16 protein-coding genes are annotated in these 17,590 nt (G+C 67.0%); 4 read left to right on the forward strand and 12 right to left on the reverse strand.

What is annotated here, in order from left to right; translation table 11 throughout:
- Positions 1-139 precede the first annotated feature (139 nt).
- From AB0E90_RS43605 to fxlM, 4 genes are all read right to left on the reverse strand, one after another.
- Positions 140-712 carry a nucleotidyltransferase family protein gene (locus tag AB0E90_RS43605; RefSeq protein ID WP_360418229.1) on the reverse strand — a complete coding sequence of 191 codons (573 nt, stop codon included), beginning with the start codon at positions 710-712 and terminating at the stop codon, positions 140-142.
- 97 nt (positions 713-809) lie between these two features.
- Positions 810-1,211 (reverse strand): NUDIX hydrolase, encoded by a 402-nt coding sequence (locus tag AB0E90_RS43610; RefSeq protein WP_360418230.1) that lies wholly within the window; start codon positions 1,209-1,211, stop codon positions 810-812.
- Complete coding sequence (locus AB0E90_RS43615; RefSeq protein WP_360418231.1) at positions 1,204-2,259, reverse strand: AAA family ATPase; 1,056 nt, start codon at positions 2,257-2,259, stop codon at positions 1,204-1,206. The genes AB0E90_RS43610 and AB0E90_RS43615 overlap by 8 nt, the downstream gene beginning before the upstream one ends.
- A complete protein-coding gene (fxlM, locus tag AB0E90_RS43620) occupies positions 2,256-4,253 on the reverse strand; it encodes a methyltransferase, FxLD system (RefSeq protein ID WP_360418232.1) in 1,998 nt (665 codons plus the stop codon). The genes AB0E90_RS43615 and fxlM overlap by 4 nt, the downstream gene beginning before the upstream one ends.
- A gap of 890 nt (positions 4,254-5,143) precedes the next feature.
- On the opposite strand from fxlM, the gene AB0E90_RS43625 reads away from it, so the two are divergent.
- A complete protein-coding gene (locus AB0E90_RS43625; protein ID WP_360418233.1) occupies positions 5,144-5,716 on the forward strand; it encodes a class IV adenylate cyclase in 573 nt (190 codons plus the stop codon).
- Positions 5,717-5,838: 122 nt separating this feature from the next.
- On the opposite strand, the gene tmk is transcribed toward AB0E90_RS43625, so the two are convergent.
- From tmk to AB0E90_RS43660, 7 genes are all read right to left on the reverse strand, one after another.
- Entirely contained in the window at positions 5,839-6,417 is a 579-nt protein-coding gene (tmk, locus tag AB0E90_RS43630; protein WP_360418234.1) for a dTMP kinase, read from the reverse strand.
- A 23-nt stretch (positions 6,418-6,440) separates the two neighbouring features.
- Positions 6,441-7,913, reverse strand: coding sequence for a radical SAM protein (locus AB0E90_RS43635; protein WP_360418235.1), 1,473 nt, complete (start codon positions 7,911-7,913; stop codon positions 6,441-6,443).
- On the reverse strand, positions 7,867-8,715 hold the full coding sequence (locus AB0E90_RS43640; protein ID WP_360418236.1) for a hypothetical protein: 849 nt from the start codon (positions 8,713-8,715) through the stop codon (positions 7,867-7,869). The genes AB0E90_RS43635 and AB0E90_RS43640 overlap by 47 nt, the downstream gene beginning before the upstream one ends.
- Before the next feature lie 406 nt (positions 8,716-9,121).
- Entirely contained in the window at positions 9,122-10,312 is a 1,191-nt protein-coding gene (pabB, locus tag AB0E90_RS43645) for an aminodeoxychorismate synthase component I (protein WP_360418237.1), read from the reverse strand.
- The gene (locus AB0E90_RS43650) at positions 10,309-11,148 is read right to left on the reverse strand and encodes a methyltransferase domain-containing protein (protein WP_360418238.1); all 840 of its coding nucleotides are present in this window, start codon (positions 11,146-11,148) and stop codon (positions 10,309-10,311) included. The genes pabB and AB0E90_RS43650 overlap by 4 nt, the downstream gene beginning before the upstream one ends.
- Complete coding sequence (locus AB0E90_RS43655) at positions 11,145-11,693, reverse strand: dihydrofolate reductase (protein ID WP_360418239.1); 549 nt, start codon at positions 11,691-11,693, stop codon at positions 11,145-11,147. The genes AB0E90_RS43650 and AB0E90_RS43655 overlap by 4 nt, the downstream gene beginning before the upstream one ends.
- Positions 11,690-13,174: a coproporphyrinogen-III oxidase family protein gene (locus tag AB0E90_RS43660; protein ID WP_360418240.1), complete on the reverse strand. Its 1,485-nt coding sequence runs from the start codon at positions 13,172-13,174 to the stop codon at positions 11,690-11,692. The genes AB0E90_RS43655 and AB0E90_RS43660 overlap by 4 nt, the downstream gene beginning before the upstream one ends.
- Positions 13,175-13,457: 283 nt before the next feature.
- On the opposite strand from AB0E90_RS43660, the gene thyX reads away from it, so the two are divergent.
- Positions 13,458-14,201 carry an FAD-dependent thymidylate synthase gene (gene thyX / locus AB0E90_RS43665; protein WP_360418241.1) on the forward strand — a complete coding sequence of 248 codons (744 nt, stop codon included), beginning with the start codon at positions 13,458-13,460 and terminating at the stop codon, positions 14,199-14,201.
- 152 nt (positions 14,202-14,353) lie between these two features.
- Here the strand turns inward: thyX and AB0E90_RS43670 are convergent, their stop codons facing one another.
- A complete protein-coding gene (locus AB0E90_RS43670) occupies positions 14,354-14,935 on the reverse strand; it encodes a dTMP kinase (protein ID WP_360418242.1) in 582 nt (193 codons plus the stop codon).
- A gap of 416 nt (positions 14,936-15,351) precedes the next feature.
- Between AB0E90_RS43670 and AB0E90_RS43675 the strand changes: the two genes are divergently transcribed.
- A complete protein-coding gene (locus AB0E90_RS43675; RefSeq protein WP_360418243.1) occupies positions 15,352-16,614 on the forward strand; it encodes a hypothetical protein in 1,263 nt (420 codons plus the stop codon).
- 4 nt (positions 16,615-16,618) lie between these two features.
- Complete coding sequence (locus AB0E90_RS43680) at positions 16,619-17,338, forward strand: creatininase family protein (protein ID WP_360418244.1); 720 nt, start codon at positions 16,619-16,621, stop codon at positions 17,336-17,338.
- Positions 17,339-17,590 lie beyond the last annotated feature (252 nt).

Consider the following 17,590-nt stretch of genomic DNA (forward strand, 5'->3'; position numbering starts at 1 on the left):
GGCGCCCACTTCCGCAGCCGCGCCTGCGTCGGGTGGCGCGCCGCCGGACGCAGGCGGACGGGCGGCGGCGGTCACCGGTGGAAGCCCGGGTCGGTGGACACGTCACGCCGTGGGCGCGTGCTGGGGTGGCCGGTCGGCATCATGCCGGCGGCACGACCGTCACCTGCGGCCACCGCATCCGTGGGTCGTGGCGCGCGAGCCGGGCCAGGGACTGCTCGACGCTGATCCGGCGGGGATTGCGTCGCCAGACACCGTTGAGCAGGTCCTCGAGGCCGAGCGGGGCGCAGACCGAGATCCGGACGTTGTCGGTCAGGCGCACGGCGACGGCGGTCGCGGTTTCCGGCCAGGTCCCGAGGGCGTCGCGGATACCGGTGAACGGTTCGACCGGGTCGCCGCCGAACTTCTGCGGGTACCAGGTATGCACGGCGGCCTGGTTCTTAGCCTCCCACGGCACGCCCGGCAGCCGCGTGGCCAGGTGTTCGGTCGCCCGGTCGTCGTTGGCGCGGCTCAGATCGTTGGGGTCGAAGAAGGCTACGTCGACGTCGCGGACGTGGTCAGGCCGGAATCCCGGCCCGTAACGCTCGCCCCAGACCAGGTCGCGCAGCACCCCGGCACCGACCCACGCGTCCGGCAGGGATGTGTCCCGGACGGCGCCGAGCACCCGCATCAGCCACGGGCTGGACCGGATGAAGTCGGTCAGCGCGCTCTCCAACGTCTCCTCCGTACGGTCGATGGTCGGTTGCCGGGTCAGCGGTGTCCGTTTTCCAGGTAGGCAGTGCTCCCGTCGGTCTGTGCTTCGATTGCGGCGGCTACGCGCCGAGCGGGGAATGCAGGGAGGTGTTGCTCGGCTTGCTGTCGGTCGCACCAGGCCCAGCTGCGCAACTCATCGGGTGGCAGCCGGATCGTGCTGGTCTGCGCCGGGTTGAGGATCCGCCGTCGAACAGCAGCATCAGCCCTTCGGTGCGTCCCTCGCGGGGAGGAACCCAGTCCACGACTAGGAGGCGGCCTGGCGAGACGGCAAGGCCGAGTTCCTCACCGATCTCCCGGATCGCGGTATCGCGCGGTGACTCGTCGGCTTCGACAACACCGCGGGGCAGCTCCCAATCCGGCTTGTAGACGGGTTCGACGAGCAGGGCCCGACCGGTGAGGTCGGTCATCAGCAGGCCCGCGCCTATGCGCTTGCGGGGCAGCGTGGCCGTGAAGTCAGTCACCCTGCTCTCCTGATCCGCTGGTCGAGCCGGCAGCGGCCGCCCGCTGTGGGCCGGGCGGGGGCGGGCTGGTCAGGCGGGGGCGGACCTTTGCAGCGACCTGGGCCAGGACCTCGCGCGGGTCGTAGCCGAGGCTCGCGGCGGCGACCAGGGCGGTGAACGCGACGTCGCCGAGTTCGTCGGCCACGTCATGCCGGCTGTGCGTGACCCCTTTGCGCGGGTTCTGGCCAAGGGTGCCGATCCACGCAGCAGCGGCTTCGCCGGCTTCCTCGACGATCTTCAGGATCCGCAGACCGAGTTCCGGCTCGGCGTCGCCGTTGTGCTCGTCCAGCCAGGCCCGGGACGCGGCGATCGCCGCCCAGATGCCCGCGTTTTCATCTGCAGCCGGGCCGTTGCTGAGGCCGCGCGCGTCGCTTCGGTCCGGCCTCGTCACGACCGCCGCCCGTTTCGCGATGTCACCCGCACCGGCAGGGGCCTGCTCGCGTTTCTGGACGCAGCGTCGGCAGACCAGCGGGCACGGGGACAGCGCCGCGGCTTCGGCGAGACCGCTGTCGTGCAGGATCGCCGCCACCGTGTCCTCGACGCTCGACTCCTCGGGAATGACCTGTTCGCTCGGGACACCGAGCAGATCGAGCTCGGCGTACCAGGTGCGCATCATCTCCGCGGTCACGTGGGCTAGTTCCGAACGGCCGGCGTGCCAGCGCAGCGTTTCGTCGAATCCCACGTCCATCCAGAACACGTGCGATGGACCAGGATGATCGGCGATCAACTGCAGCAGTGGCGTGCCGTACTGCCCGGTGTGCAGGCTCCCTTCCAGCACCACGTGATAGCCCGCAGCGAGCGCCGTACGTGCCATGGTTGTGATGAAGCCGGGCGCGGTCGTCGGCGTGCTGGTGCTGCCGTGCTCGCGCAGCATCTCCCGGCGCAGGTAGTCCTGCTCGATCAACGCGGCGCCGCGGCCGAAGCGGCGGCGGACTTCCTTCGCCACGGTCGACTTCCCGCTGGCGGAGTTCCCACGAATGATCACCAAAGTCGGGCCGGTCGTCGTCATTGGTCGCCGCCGGGCCAGGTGATCGCGGTCAGGGTGTGGTGGCGGGGCACGAGCAGCCGCAGTCTGGTGGTCTCGGGCAATCGGGTGCCGGCCGGATGCACGGTGATCTGTGGGCCGGGACCGGCCCGGTGCAGACGGTCCCACGCGGTCAGCAGGTCGATCAGGTCGGCGACCAGGGCGGTGGCGTCGGGCCCGAAGGCGTGCGCGCCGAACTGCCACGTCTCGGCGTCTTGTTTGCGCAGGGTCAGGTACGCGAAGCTGCCGGCGGTCAGCAAGGTCGGGCAGCAGAACCGGTCTTGCGGGTCCAGCAGCACGGCGGTCTTGTCCCGGTCGACGGTGAGCACCCCGTACGGGCGGGGCTGGCTGGCCACCCACAGATGGACCGCCTCGAACGCTGCGCCGTCGCCCATCGCCGCGGTGACCGGCGACCACTCCTGCACGCTCGGCCCGTCGAGCGCCGCCCGCAGCGCGTCGCCGTCGACCTGGGTGGTGGGGTCGTCCAGAACCAGGACGGCAGCGTCGCCACGTAACGGCACCCGGCGCACCGGGTCACGGCCGTGGCCCTGCATCGGCACGAACCCGCACTGCAGCGCCGCCATCGCCACCAGGTGATCGCCAGCCGGCCGCAAGGTCAGGCAGCGGGTGTGCCCGCGTAACCGAAACGGCACCACCAGCACACCGCCCGGCGCGAGTTGCTCGATCCAAGCCGGTGGGATGTCGCTGGTCTCGACCGTGACGATCACCCCGTCATACGGGCCGCCGGCCGCTTGCCCGTGTTCGCCATCGGCGCGGATCACCTGGACCTGCGGGTAGCCGGCCCCGGTGAGCGCGGCTCGGGCGTTAGCGACGACGTCCGCGTCAATGTCGATGCTGACAACCGTCCCGGCCGGGCCGACGACCTCGGCCAGCAGAGCGGCGTTGTAGCCGCCCGACCCGATCTCCAGCACCCGCGACCCGGCCCGGAGACCGGCGGCCTCGATCATGTACGCCTGCAACCACGGCGCGGAGATAGAGCTGCTCGTCTTGCCGTCCGGGCCGCGTTTGGTGATCACCACCGAGTCGGCGTAGGCCGCCTCAAGGCTGGTGCCGTCCGGAGCGAACAGATGCCGTGGGACCGCCGCGAACGCCGCCGCCACCTCGGGCCGGGTGATCCACCCTCGAGAGCGAAGAAGATCGACCAGCTGCTGCCGGGCGGCCTGTGGTGTCAGCTCCTGCACGGCGTGGCTGGTGGTCACGGGCACCTCTTTCAACGAGACGGACACAAGGTGAAGCAACCGGTCGACTGCTGTGAGCGCCGCGGCTGGCAGCGGCCGCAGAGCGGGCAGCCGGGTGTCGAGCAGCTGGCGCAGCTCGCCGGCGTGGCAGATGTCGCTGATCTGCAACTGGCGGCAGATCCCGGCCCGGCGCGGCTGATCGCCGCGGGCGTGGTACTTCGCGGCCAGCTGGACCTGCAGGAGCAGGGTGGCGGGATCGTCCGGATCCGAGCCGGTGTCGTCGGCCGGCGGGCAGGTGGCGAGCAGGCCTAGCAGGCCCAGCTCGCTGCGGGGCAAACGGTCGCGCTCGAACAGCATCCGCCCGCCGGCCGGGACCGCGGCTGTGGTGGCCGGCCACAGGTAGAGGTCGACCAGGACCGGCAGACCCGCCAGCTCGAGAGCTACGGCGAGGTAGGCGCCGCCGGCAGGAGCGTTGCGTGGTTTCGGCCTGCGGTAGAGCTCCACGCCTGGCAGGCCCAGGCCGGCGAACAGGTCGACGAGCAGCATCGGCGGGATCGGCGCCTCGACGGCGACGATCAAGTCCACATCGCTGAACGCGTCATCGTCACCGTGAGCGAGCGACCCGACCAGGACCACGCCGTGGACCCGGCGGGCGGCGCCCAGCGCTGCCGTGGCCCCGGCCAGCCATTCGTTGCGGGCTGCGACAACCTCCGCGAACGCTTCGCCCGGTTCCGGAATATCCGGTGGCCGCGCTCGGACCGTCTCTTCGACGCCGCTCATGCCGGGTCCGTATCGGCAGATGCCGGCGGCGGTGAGGCGGTGAGGCGTGGCGGGTTGCCGGTCATGGCATATCGGTACCGGCTGCGGAAGCGCGGCCGCGGCGCGACGCGCGACGAGTCGCCGAAGCGAGGGGCTTCTGTCGCCTGCCCGAAGGACTCGCCCGTATCCCTTCCACGACACCCGTACATGGGCACAGGTCCATACGACTGCCACCGATCCGCAGAAAGCGCCGACGCAGATGTCACCGTCGTCCGGCCAGGGCCGGCGGGCTGCATCATGGCCGAACAATGACGGCCTGGATCGAGGTGCCGGCGGGCATGTTGTCCGCCTTGGCGGTGGCGAGTCGCGATAGGTTGCCGCACGCCCGACGTCATCGCGCCAGCCGTTGCGCCTACGGCTGCGGTCGGGTGACGGCGACGCGGAGAGTCCCCGTGATGAGCTCCGAGATCCTCCGCGAGTAGATCCGCGGGACCGTAGCAGCGATCGAACCGCTCGATCCGGCCGAAGCCCAGGCGCAGACATCGGCCTAGCCGCGGCTGCTGTGATCGTTCATGAGGGTTACGCGAACGGTAGAACCTCGCCCGAAAGGCTGATCGGTGCCGTTTCGCGCTGCTGAAAGGACGCCGCTCGGCGCGCAGGAGTTCGGCAAGCCCATCATCGGTGAAGGCGATGGTCGTGTCTCCGCCTGCATAGGAACCCTTCGAACCTCGGCGTCTGCACGGTGGCCGCTGCCCGCCCTCGTGCCCCTGCTTTTCTCCCGTGCCTCGTCGTTCTGAGCCCCCGAATCGGGTGAAGCAGTGGGCGGCCGGTGCGTGACGAGTGCACGTCGCGTCCTCGCACGCTAACCTTCGCCGGTTCCGGACCACGGCGAGAGAAAGCGGGCGCATGCGATGAGCGGTGAGGTGGAAGTGAAGTACCGGGTCGTCGACCTTGATGGGCTCCTGGCTGCGCTCGAGCGGCAAGACGTGATGCTCTCGCCGCCGATCCGTCAGGAGGACCAGGCCTACGCGCCGATCGGATGGGCCGATGGGCAGTCTCGGATAGGGGTGACCTTCGCGCGGCTTCGGGTGCAGGACGGCACGTGCGTGTTCACGACGAAGACGCCGGTCGACAACGTCCTGGCGTGTCTGGAATACGAGACGGTCATCGCTGACCGGGAGCAGATGCACCACGCGCTGCTGGCCTTGGGCTACCGGGCGACCGTGCAGGTCGCCAAGACCCGCCGCACCGCACGGGCAGCCGAGTACGGGCTCTGTGTCGATCAGGTCGATGGCGTCGGCGCCTTCCTGGAGGTGGAGGCCATGACGGCCGCGACCGATGACATGGCCGGTGTGCAGGCGGAACTCGCGGCCTGGGTCAGCACGTTGGGCGCCCCGGTGGAACGCGTCGGTGCCACCTACGATCAGCTGGTCGCTCCCGCGCGGTTGCCAGCCGCTGAGATGGCCAGTGTCTCCACGATCTGAACCACCTCGCCCGGCCAGCACGGGCGTGCGACTACGCCCGTTACTGCCTGGCGTCCTCTCCAGGTCTCCCACGAGTGCGGGTCTGGCACGGGAGCCGGCCGAGTTGGCCCTTGCACCCCTGTTCAGCACGAAAGCTCTTGAATCACCATGGCGAATAGGGCGTCGGCCACCCGTTCTGCCGACTCGTCTCCGATGTCGTGAACGTGTGTTCGGTATCCCTGCTCGCGCAGGGATGCTGCGATCCTGCGGTAGGCGTCGACTTCTCCGTCGAGGCTTTCGTGGAACCGGCTATACGTGCCGCGTTGCTGGGCCCGGCGCCGGCATACCTCGTGGTCGCCGACGAGCAGGACCGTCAGGTCCGGTTTGTCGGCTAAAGCGTTCAGATGCCAGATGAACGGGTCCGGAACCCCGTCGAGGTGCTGCAGGACCAGGGAGCTCGGCACATACCGATCGGAGACCACGACCCGTCCTGCCGCTAGTGCCGGGCGGACCTCGGCGGCGAGATGGTGATATCGGTCTGCGGCCACCAGGCAGGCCAGGGTCAGGCCCTGGTAGTCATGGGTTCCGCCTCGCGCTAGCTCGCCGATCGGCCCGGCCGACGGCTCGCTGGTGGCGAGCACGTCATGGCCTGCGGCGCAGAAGCGTTGCGCGAGCAGGGTGGTGACGGTCGATTTGCCGACGCCGCTGGGTCCGTCGACCACGATGAATCGCCCAAGGTGGGTTGTCATACGGCAGCCAGCCGGGCGTGTTGTTCGCGTGACAGCTCGGCCAGACGCCGGCGTATCTGCTCTACCGGCACATCGCCGAACTGGATACCGACGGAGAAGTTGAACTCATCGCGTTGTCGCATGGCCTCATCCACGCCGTCGCTGGTCAGGTCGACTGCGTCGTAGGCGAGCAGTTGCTCGGCCGTGTAGCGGCCGGTGGCCATCAGCCGGGTCCACTCCGGTGTACCCGGGTAGGGGCGGAATTCGAAGACGCTGGACCGGAATCGTCCGGGCAGGCCGTCGGTGGCGTCCCACAGCTGGTGGACCAGGCGGACGGTGTCGGCGAGTTCGCCGGCGGTCTCGCCGGGAAAGCCGAGGATGAAGTAGCCCTTGACGTTGATCCCACGTTCGGTGAGCCGGCGTACGACGGTGCGGATCATGTCCGGGTGGATGCGCTTGTCGATGTATTCCAGGACCCGCGGGTTGCCGGACTCGATACCCAGGGCCACCTCACGGAGCCCGTTCGCGACCAGCGCGTCCAAGGTCTGATCGCTGGCCCGGTCGAGGATGTTGATCCGGCCGGTGGCGTCCCACACCGCCCAGTCACCGACGCGCGCGGCGGCAAACGCCGTGGTCATGGTGTCGATAACGCGGCGGGCGCCGAGGAAAAGGTCGTCGACGAACCGGAAGGCCGTGACGCCGTACCGAGCGCGAAGCTCGGACATCTCGCCGATGATGTTGTCGGCGCACCGGATGCGGATCTTGACGTCCGGATTGGCGCTCACGGCGGCGCCGCAGAACGAACAGTCGTAGGGGCATCCTCGGGCCCCCACCATGTTCGCCTCGATCCGGCCGTCCTCGGCTACCCGCGGGTCCTGGATCAGGTAGCGGCGGTCCACGAACGGCAGGGCATCGATGTCGGGGGCGAGATGGTGCTGCATGCCGGGCCGGCCACCCGAGACAGGCACGTGCAACAGCGGATCCACCCACATCACGTTCGGCAGATCGGCGCGGCTGCGATGGTCCTTGAGCAGCTCGACGACGCGGGTCTCTCCCTCACCCAAGACCAGGGCCTGGCAGCGGGCCATCCGCGGATCGGTGAGGATCTGTGCCGGCATCGCTTTGGCGTGGTGGCCGCCGACCATGAGCTTTATGCCGGGATCCAGGCCCGCAGCGATCCGCGCGCTCATATCGTAAGTGGGCGCCAGCAGGTTCATCCCCGCCCAGCGAGGTCCCAGGGCGTTGACCTGCTCAATGACCTCGGCGATGGGAATGCCATGGGCTTCGGCGTCCAGCACGGCCACGTTGAACCCCTGCGCCGCGGCGTAGGTCGCCAGGTAAGCCATGCCGAGAACCGGCAAGGTGAAGTCGTTCAGGCGGGGTCGTTCGCCGTAATCACGCAGCGGCGCATTGACGAACAACAGGTCTATGGGGCGGGCGGGGTCATGACCGGCTGCCAGGCCGTTCGGGTAAAGGCTGGGCTCGAGCATGGCTATCTCCCCAGGCGAGGGTGAGCAGGGTGAGATCAGACAGGCGATCACCGCCGAGGCGCCGCCAAAGGGTGCCGAAGCCGGCCTCGTCGGCCGGCCAGTCAACGTCGGGAGCCGCACGGCCAACCCACGTGCGGACCGCCAGGTCGGCATAGGGATACACGGCGAAGTTGCCGGTGAAGTCTGCGGCCGCGGCTCCGGCGGTCCAGGGACCGATCCGCGGCACGACCTGCAAAGCTGTGACCAGATCCTGAGCCGGCAACGTCTGCCAGTGCGTTCCGTGGGATAAATATGCCTCGGCCGCGGCGGTCAGCGCAGGACGCTTGAACCTCATGCCGAGCTCGGTGAAGGCGCTAGCGGACAGCCCGGCAACCTTTTCGGGAGTCGGGAACAGGAAGCCCGACTCGGCCGGAGACTTCACCGAGTCGCCGTAGCGCTGGCAGAACCGCTGGTATAGGACCCGCGCCTGCCCGGCACGGATGACCTGGCGGATGATCGCGGTCCCGATCGCATCCCAGAGGTCCGCGTTTCGGACCCGCAGGACCGGACCGAGTTCAGCGAGTGCATCGCCGAGGGAGATGTTCAGGTTGACGGTGCTGCTCTCGCATCGATCGACCGTCGGCCCGATCTCGGCGCGGGTTGCGTCTGCTGATCCACGCGATAGTTGGATCGTGTCGGCGGACCAGCGGAGCCACAGTGGGATCCCGCCTGCCCGCATGAACCTGAGGGCGCCGCCGGGTATCGTCGTCCAACCGGGGTGTTCCTGCACGAGCACCGTCATCGCCTCCACTGCCGTCTTCATGGTTCACGAACGTGTCGTTCAACGCATAAGGGTCTCCTTTCGCCATTGCCGACCGACAGGCACGGGTCTCGCTGGCTATACGGTTCGGTCCGCGGAGAGGCTCTCGCTCCGTACGCGATGGAGTTGCGCCGGGACTTCCGAGGTGGTGGCTAAAGCCTGGCGAGAGCCCGCTGGCCATCGCCGCCTTCCCACAGAACGATGTCGGACAGTCCCGACTTAGGGGAAGGGAGATTTATGGGGAGAGTTACCGACGCGCTTGCCGTCCACGCCTCGACCTGCCGGCGGCCGCGTACGGGTGGTTGAGTTTCCGCAGTTGGTACCTCATCGATCACTGAATTCATCCCACCGGCTTGCCGTCCCGCAAGTTCAAAGCCAACCCGGATGCGTGCGGTGTTTGCACGCTCCGTCATATCGGCTTGGTGCTCGAGTCCCTAGCGACGTCGTGCGTCCTGCAGCCTGAAGGCGCGTGGTGATCAAGCAACGCGGCTTTGCTGAGCAGTTCGGCCCACTCATCGTCGGGGCGGGAGTCCCAAGTGATCCCGCCTCCGGCGCCGTAGATTGCTCTGGCGGCGTCGCGGTCGAGGATTGCGGTGCGGATGGCGACGTTAAAGCGGGTTCGGAAGGCTGCGGTGGGTGGGGTGACTAGGCCTATGGCTCCGCAGTACACGCCTCGAGGACCGGCCTCGAGTTCGCGGATGATCTGCATGCTGCGGGCTTTGGGGGCGCCAGTGACTGAGCCGCATGGAAACAGCGCCTCAAAAACGTCCAGCAAAGTGCATTGATCCGGTGTCTGGGCGACGATCTCCGAGGTCATCTGCCAGACGGTCGGATACCTCTCCAGAGCGAGAAGTTCGGTGACCGTGACGCTTCCGAGGACGGCGATTTTGGCAAGGTCGTTGCGTAGCAGATCGACGATCATGATGTTCTCTGCGCGTTCCTTAGCACTGGCGTGCAACTGGCGGGCGGCAGCCTGATCGTCGCTGGGCTCGCGGTGTCGTGCTGCGGTGCCCTTCATGGGCCGGGTGCGGATCTGACCATCGGCCCATTCGAAGAACAGTTCAGGGCTGGCGCTCACGATGACGTAGCGGCCCAGGTCAAGATAGGCGCTGTAGCGGGCGTGCTGGGCGACGGCGAGGCGCGCGTAGAGGTCGAGGGGCTCTTGTTCGTCGGCGGTGTGCAGCCGTTCGGTCAAATTGCATTGGTAGATCTCGCCCGCGGCAATGTATCGCCGCGCTTGTTCGACCACGGCCTCGTGTTCGTCGGCGTTTCGCTGCGGTGCCCAGCGCTGCATGCGGGGTTGGGTTGGCGGGAGCAAAGCGGGTGCCGTGCCCGGCGGGTCGCAAATCCCGAACCAGATCAAGGGGGGATCATCCGACGAGCGTGGGAACGTTTCGAGGGTCGGGTCGAGCCCGGGCGCTGCTTCGTAGGACACGTATCCGAATGCCCAGGCGCCGGCATTGGTTTGGGCGTGAACCTCGGCCAGAATGGCGGGGACATCCTCGGGATGAGAGGTGCTGTGGACACTGTGTGGTGGCGGACAAAGCAAGGATTGTCCCGTAACCATGTCGTCGAATCGGGCCCAGGAGCCAGAGGTCATGCGCGCTGAGCTCTCGTGGCCGCCGGCTCCACGCTTTGCGTCGCAGCTCCGACGGAGCGCGTTGCGGTGATGAGAAGGTCGTACTGATTCAGGGTCAGGGTGCCGTCGACGAGATGATCCGTGAGGAAGGCGTTGATCTCCCGCCCCAGCGCGTCGGGCAGGCGTTGGTCGGTGGGCAGCGCGGCCAGCCAGCAGATCAGGCGCGCGAGCTCCGGATCGGCGGATTGGGCGGGAACCGGGGCCAGGCACGGGTCTACGGTCGGGTACGACAGGGTCGAGGCGATAGGCACGACGTCCGTCGTCATACCGTGGGTGGCTGCGAGACGCCGGACGCGGTCCGACGTTACCTTCGGCGCTACTCCGTGGTGGTCGCGAACCAGTTTGCGCAGGGCGTTGCACTCGCATGTCGGTGCACGCTGAACCACGGAGAGAACTCCATCCGGAGCCAGGCGAGCGAGGGCCGAAGTAAGCCAGCCGTTGATGTCTGGCAGGTAGAACAGAACGTGAGCGGCAAGGTAGGCATCGACCGGCAGGCCGGAGCCGGTGTCTTGCACCCGGCTGACGTCGTGGCCGTGCGCGCGGAGGCGCTGTATGGCCAGCGGGGCGAGGTCCTCGTCCGGTTCGACGATCTCTATCCTGGCGTTGAGTTCGAGCCGGGCGAGGACCTGGTCGAGGAACTCGCCGTCGCCCGTGCCGAGATCGCAGATTCGTGGCTGCCGGTCGGCGATTTCATGAAGGTGCGCCCAACGGGTGCGCAGCGCGTGTGCGGTGGCTTCACGCGCGGTGGAATAGGTGGCGTGGCTCTTCATCGCCGCAGCGTTGTCCCCGGTCGTCATGGTTGTTCCCGGCCGGTGACGGACCGCGGATGCCTGATGTCACGGCGGGCGTAGGTGAGGAACTCGATCCGCGTTGGCACGCCGTCAACGAGGCCCGTTCGGTATTGACGGGCGGTCTCGGCCCAGGTCGCGGCGTCGATCGGCGGGAAGAGGACGTCTCCGGGATAGTGGGCGTGGATCCGGGTGAGGTGAATTTTCGTGGCCAGGTCCATCGCCTCCTCCCAGGGCTGGCGGCCGCCGATCACGAAGACCGGTCCGTCGCCGGCCGCGGCGAGTGCCTGCGGCATCGTCCGGGCGATCACGGCACCCTCGGCCCGTAGCGTCGCGTCGTTCGACAACACGATGTTGCGTCGCTGCGGGAGGGGGCCTGCGAGTCCGTTCCAGGTGCGCTGGCCCATGATGATCGTGTAGCCGAGCGTGAGGTCGCGGAAGTGCCGCAGATCGTCAGGTGCGTGCCAGGGCATGCTGCCGTTCGCGCCGGCTACGTGGCCGTCCGCCACCGCGCCCACGATGACCACCGTCGGGTGGCCGGGGATGGTCGTCATGGGACACGCTGCCGCGGAATCCGCGCGTGTTCGCTGGTGATCGCGACCCATGCCTGGCCGATTTCCTGGGCGACGCGGGTGTCCGTGGCCCGCACACCTTTGACGACGGCCAGCAGCGCGTTGCGTTCCTCGATCGGGATGCGATCTGCAATCTTCGATACCGCCGTCTCCGGTGCGTCCCGCAAGGCGGTGACGAAGGTAGGGTCGCTGCGCAGCACGCGCAACAGCGATCTCATCTCGCTGGTCAACACTGAGGTTGTAGCGTGACCAGGTTCACCGATGTGGGTCGGTGTCCGCGGCCTGCCGATCCACGCCGCTGCGTCGAGTTCAGCGAGTCGGCGCATCACCGTGCCTGCGCCGAACCGCTGGTGCGGTGCCAGCCGGATCTCGTCGCCGTGTCGCTCGATGAGGTTGTCACTCGCGAGTTCGTCGAGTAGCTCAAGCAGGTGCCCGCTCGGGTCGGCTTCCGGTCCTGCTGCGTCCGAAAGTTTGACCGAGAGCAGCCACAGGCCGAGCAGAACGTTGCGTTTGAATTGTTCCGCCTGGTCGAGTTCGACGCCGCGGCGCTCCCTGTCCCATCGATCCGAATCGTGGTAAAGCGCGACCAGGCCGGGATTTCGCCAGACGCGATGTCGGCATCGCCCGAACGCCGATGGCCCGAGCGGCAGGACCTCCCCGCCGCCGAACGTGTTGATCAGATAGTCGCAGCGGAAGCCAGGGCGGGCGAACTCGGTCAGCGTGTATTGCTGGAGTCCGTGCTCGGCGAAGACATCAACGGCGAGGTCATGCATGGCCCGTAGTCGGGTGGTGACAGGTTCGGGCTCGTCACTCGGACGTGGCGCCGTGCCTGCCCGGTCGATCGCGCCGTTCTTGAACACGTAGAACTTGTAGGCCGACACATGCTGTATCGGAAGGCTGGCGGTGAACTCCACCGTGCGCCGCCAGTCGGCCTCGCTCTGCCCCGGCACGCCGTACATGAGGTCGACATGCAGATTGTCGATGCCGGCCGCCAACGCGTCGTCGATCAGGCGTAGCGCGTCGTCGCGCCCGTGCTGGCGAGTCAGACCGCGCAGGACGTCGTCGTCGAACGATTGGGCGCACACGCCTACCCGATTTACCCCCGCCCGCTTGGCCAGCATGAGGCCTTGCCGGTGAATCGTTCCCGGCTCGCACTCCAGGGTGACTTCGGTGATGCCGGCCTGACCGGTCAGGCCCTTCACGCCGTCGAGCGTCGTCGCGAGCGTCGGCAGAGGTATCAGCGACGCCGTCCCGCCTCCGAAGAACAGACTGCTGATCGACGCGTCAGCAAAGTCATCGCGAGCGCCGTAGCGGCGCACCTCGGTGGCAACGTCCGTAGCGAAGGTTTCAACGCCGGGCCGGTTGATGAGGCGCGTCTCGTAATTGCAGAAGTCGCAGATGTTGCGGCAATACGGAAAATGCACGTAGACGCTTGGACGGTGCCAGGTCAGAGATGCGTCCACCGGTTGTGTCCATAATGCTTGCGGCGGCCAGTGATACAGCGGGTGGTCATACATGCGCTCATATACCTTTCGGACATTAAGACGCGATACTTCCGTTTACGTCACGGTGGTGTCCCCGAAGCGGTTTGTCGGGAGGTCCGCGTCCGCTGGCACGCCGGGGACGGCGTAGCTCATCCGACCGGTGCCGGGTGGCGTAGTGACATCGCCCCCTGAGGTGTGAAAACATCCCGTGCTGCGGCCAGCGCCAATGGTCCGTGCCGAAGACATCCTGGAGGGAACGGGTATGACCGAGCACGACGAGGCGACGCCAACGGAACCCGTCTTCCTCAACGACGTCACCGTCACCCTCGTCAAGCACGCGGCCAGCGACGCTGACGTGCTGTTCGCCGCTCGCGTGTCGACCGCCGGCGAAGGATCGATCGAGGAGCTGAACAAAGATCCCGAAAAGTCGAAGGGATTGATCAATTACCTCATGCGGGATCGGCACGGCACGCCATTCGAGCACAACTCGATGACATTCCTCGTTCAGGCGCCGATCTTCGTGTTCCGGGAGTTCCACCGGCATCGGGCGGGTTGGTCCTATAACGAGGAAAGCGGACGCTACCGGGAACTGCAGCCGGTCTTCTACACCCCTGCCGCAGATCGACGTCTGGTGCAGCGCGGCCGACCCGGAAAATACGAGTTCGCCGAAGGAACGCCTGAGCAGCACAAGCAAGCCGTCTACGTGATGGAGTCGGCGTACCGGCACAGCTTCGCGGCCTACCGCGAAATGCTGGCAGCCGGCATCGCCCGCGAAGTCGCTCGAGCCGTGCTGCCCGTGGGCCTGTTCTCCTCCATGTACGCCACGTGCAACGCCCGGTCCCTGATGCACTTCCTGTCGCTGCGGACCAAGAAGGACAACGCGAAGGTGCCGTCGTTCCCGCAGCGCGAGATCGAAATGGTCGCCGAGCGGATGGAGACCGCGTGGGCGGCCCTGATGCCGCTGACCCATGCCGCATTCGAAGCCCACGGCCGCGTTGCGCCATAAGGCACAGCAGCACCCGTGCCGCCTCGGATAGCTTGAGTGCGGCCGACCTGGGTCGACTCCGACGGCGGGGGCGATGACCACCAGTTGCCGCATCCTGTGCGAGGACCGCGGCGTCGGCAGCGTGCAGGCTCGACGACAGTGGCCAACAGCGATCACCACGGCAGCTCACGCCCGACAACGGCAAGAAGGTTGTCAGCGACCTCAGCAGCCGAGCACTTGCCGACTTCGAAGAGATGCGTACGCCATCCAGCCGTCGTCAGCAACGCTGCAATCGCTCGATAGGCGGCAGCCTCATCGGCGACGCTGCGGCTAGCTAGCCGTTGGTCAAGGTGATCCGCTCGGACCAACACAACCGTCAAGTCAGGCCGGTCGGAATGCGCGTTCAGTGACCCGATCTGCTCGCCGGGGACGCCAGCCAGATAGTTCAGAACGAGGGAGCTGGGAACGTACCGGTCGCACACCACAGTCCGGCCCGAGGCCAACGCCGGGCGGATCACATCGGTCAGGAGACGGTCCCGAGTCGCTCGTAGGTCCACCGCCCGTGCATCCACCCCTGGCGTCTGCGCGGTGCGGTTCCGCCACCCCGCGATCCCCGTGCCCGCTACCGACAACTCCGCTGCCATGACGACGTTGTGGCCGTCATGGGTGAGCCGCAGGCCGAGCAGGGTCGCTACGGTCGTCGCGCCGATCCGTCCTTGACCGTCGATGACGACGAATTTTCCCGAGTTGGTCATATTATCGGTCCCTCGTCGAAGGGATTGAGAGATCAGTTAGCACGTGCGCAAATCCAGCAGCTCGTTCGTTCCGCCGACGCGCCGAGGAACCCCGCGCTGTCGCCCAATTGATCGCTACGGAACGGAACCCCTCGTAGCGGAACGATGACGGACAGTCCGCGCCCTGGGAAGGGAGATTTACGGGGAGACTTACGACGATCACGGCCGGCAGTAATGCCTTCCGTCGACCTCATCAGCTCGCCGTCCTCGTCGAGTTCTAGCTGACGAAGTAGCATTTGATCATTAGCTGAAGATCGGCGAAGAACGCCGTGAAAGGCCCCCGTCGCGGCGCAGTTCGCTGGACGATCCACCCCTCGTGACAACGCTGCGTCGGTATGGTGTTCGGCACGATGTCAACACCCCTGAGGGAGCGGTCCATGTTGGCCCACGAGCCCGACGGCGACCGGATCGCCAATGCCGCGCTGAAGGCTGTGCGGCATCGCCGGCCCTCACCGACCCGGCCGGGACAGTGCATGTCGCGACCAGAATTAGCGGCTGCCGTCAACGACGAGCTGCACGCCATGGACGTCATGGACAGCGACATCGACGGAAACTATGTCGGCAAACTCGAACAGGGAAAGATTCACAGACCACGGGAGGACTATCGCCGCGTGGCGTTCCGTCGCGCATTACGCGTCGACGGCGATGGCGACCTCGGATTCTCGATATTTCGCCGCAGCCGTATCGATCCACCGCTCATCGGTGGATCGTCGGCGATGACAGCTGTTCCGCAACAGCTAGAGGCCGACCGCCCGAATCTGGATGGCGAAGAGAACTGGCAGGAAAGTCTCGACGCTCTTGCGGCGGAAATCGAGCTCAAGGGCAATTTCGGCGCCTTTCAAAATGCCCTCGGAAAGTTTCGATCACTCAGCCATATCCCAACTCATCGGTTCTCGTCATATGCATCTCAGCAGTACGCTCTTGCCCGCTGGGCAGAACGACTGAGTTGGATATGCGATAACGACGGACGCGACGAAGCCTCGATATGGCTTTCCCGCGCCTACGAACACGCTATGAAAGCCGACCAACCCCACTTCGTCGCCTACGTGCTGATGCGCCAAAGCCAGCGAGCGCTCGACGCCGGTGACGCACGCAACGCCGTCGTCCATATCCGAGCCGCCTTGGCCGAGCCCGCGCTGCCGCGGCGTATCCAGGCCTTGTGCATGACCCGCCTCGCCGAAGCGTTCGCCCTCGCCGGCGACGACACCGGCCTCGAACATGCTGGCACCGCCGCGCGATACAGCACGATCCAGGACGAAGACCCCGCCGCGGCGATCGCACGGCATTGCGACACGCGGTACGTCAACGCCGTCGATGGCCGCTGCCGAACCCTGCTCGGCGATCACGCCGACGCCGTACGCGTCCTCCAGGACGTCCTCGCCGACGAAACCCCCGCACCCGCCGTAGACAAAGGGCTCTGGCTGACCCACCTCGCCGAGGCCTACCAGCCATCGAACCCCCAGCAAGCCGCCGCCACCGGCCAACGCGCCCTAATCCTGTTCCACCAGTCCGGATCAACCAGGATCGTTCGAGCACTCCAACCACTAGCGCTCGGGCTACGCCCACAGCGCCGCATCCCGATCGTCACCGAGTTCCTGACAGCTCACCGCGAGGCCCTGACCGCTGGGCTGACAGGATGAGGACGTGGATCACTACTCCTCGACGACCTCCGCCGACGTCCGCCAGCGGCAGCCACCGATCGCGGTCCTACCGATTGGCAGCTTCGAACAGCACGGCGACTATCTGCCGCTAGCGACCGACACCGCTGTCGCCGTAGCAATCGCCCGACAACTCGCCACCACCTACAACGTCCTGGAACTCCCTGCCATCACGATCTCCTGCTCCCACGAGCATGCAGGCTGGCCCGGGACGGTCAGCATCAGCCACATCACCCTCAGCTCGATCATCACCGATATCGCCAGCTCGCTGGTTGCGCAGGGCATTCACCGACTCGCTCTCGTCAGCGGCCACGGCGGCAACTACGTCCTGAGCAACATCACCCAGGAAACCAACGCCTCCCGGCCGGCCAGCATGACCCTTTTCCCGACCCACAAAGACTGGGAAAGGGCTCGTGAAGCGGCCGGCCTGGCATCTAACGCGCACGACGACATGCACGCCGGCGAACTGGAGGTCTCCATCCTGGCCGCCACCTGGCCAGACGCAGTTCAACCAGGCGCTTACACAGCGGATCACACCGCAACCGAGCGGTCCATGCTGCTCGTACACGGCATGGCCGCCTACACCGCCAGTGGCGTCATCGGCCAGCCGTCCGCCGCCACCATCGCGAAGGGGAACGTGATCCTTACAAGCCTGACCGAACTTTTCGCCGACCACCTTGCAGCACTCCGCATTGCGCGCACGTAAGTAGCGCGAACGTCCAGCGAGGCGCCTTCCGCTCAAAGAGGTCTGCCGTCCATCGCGATAGGCGGGCGTGAATGCAGCTGCAGCCGTGCTCGTCCGACCACAAATCCCGTGCTCGCCAAGGACTGGACGACGACGGCTTTTCGTCCGACATGCCGGGCCGGTACCGTGATAGGCCTAACGGACCGAACTCGGGATGGGAGCACTTCCGTGGCGCCCCATGATCATGCGAAGTACCGTCCCAACGCAGTCTTG

This window comes from Actinoplanes sp. NPDC026619 (assembly GCF_040638295.1).
Classification (GTDB): Bacteria; Actinomycetota; Actinomycetes; order Mycobacteriales; family Micromonosporaceae; genus Actinoplanes.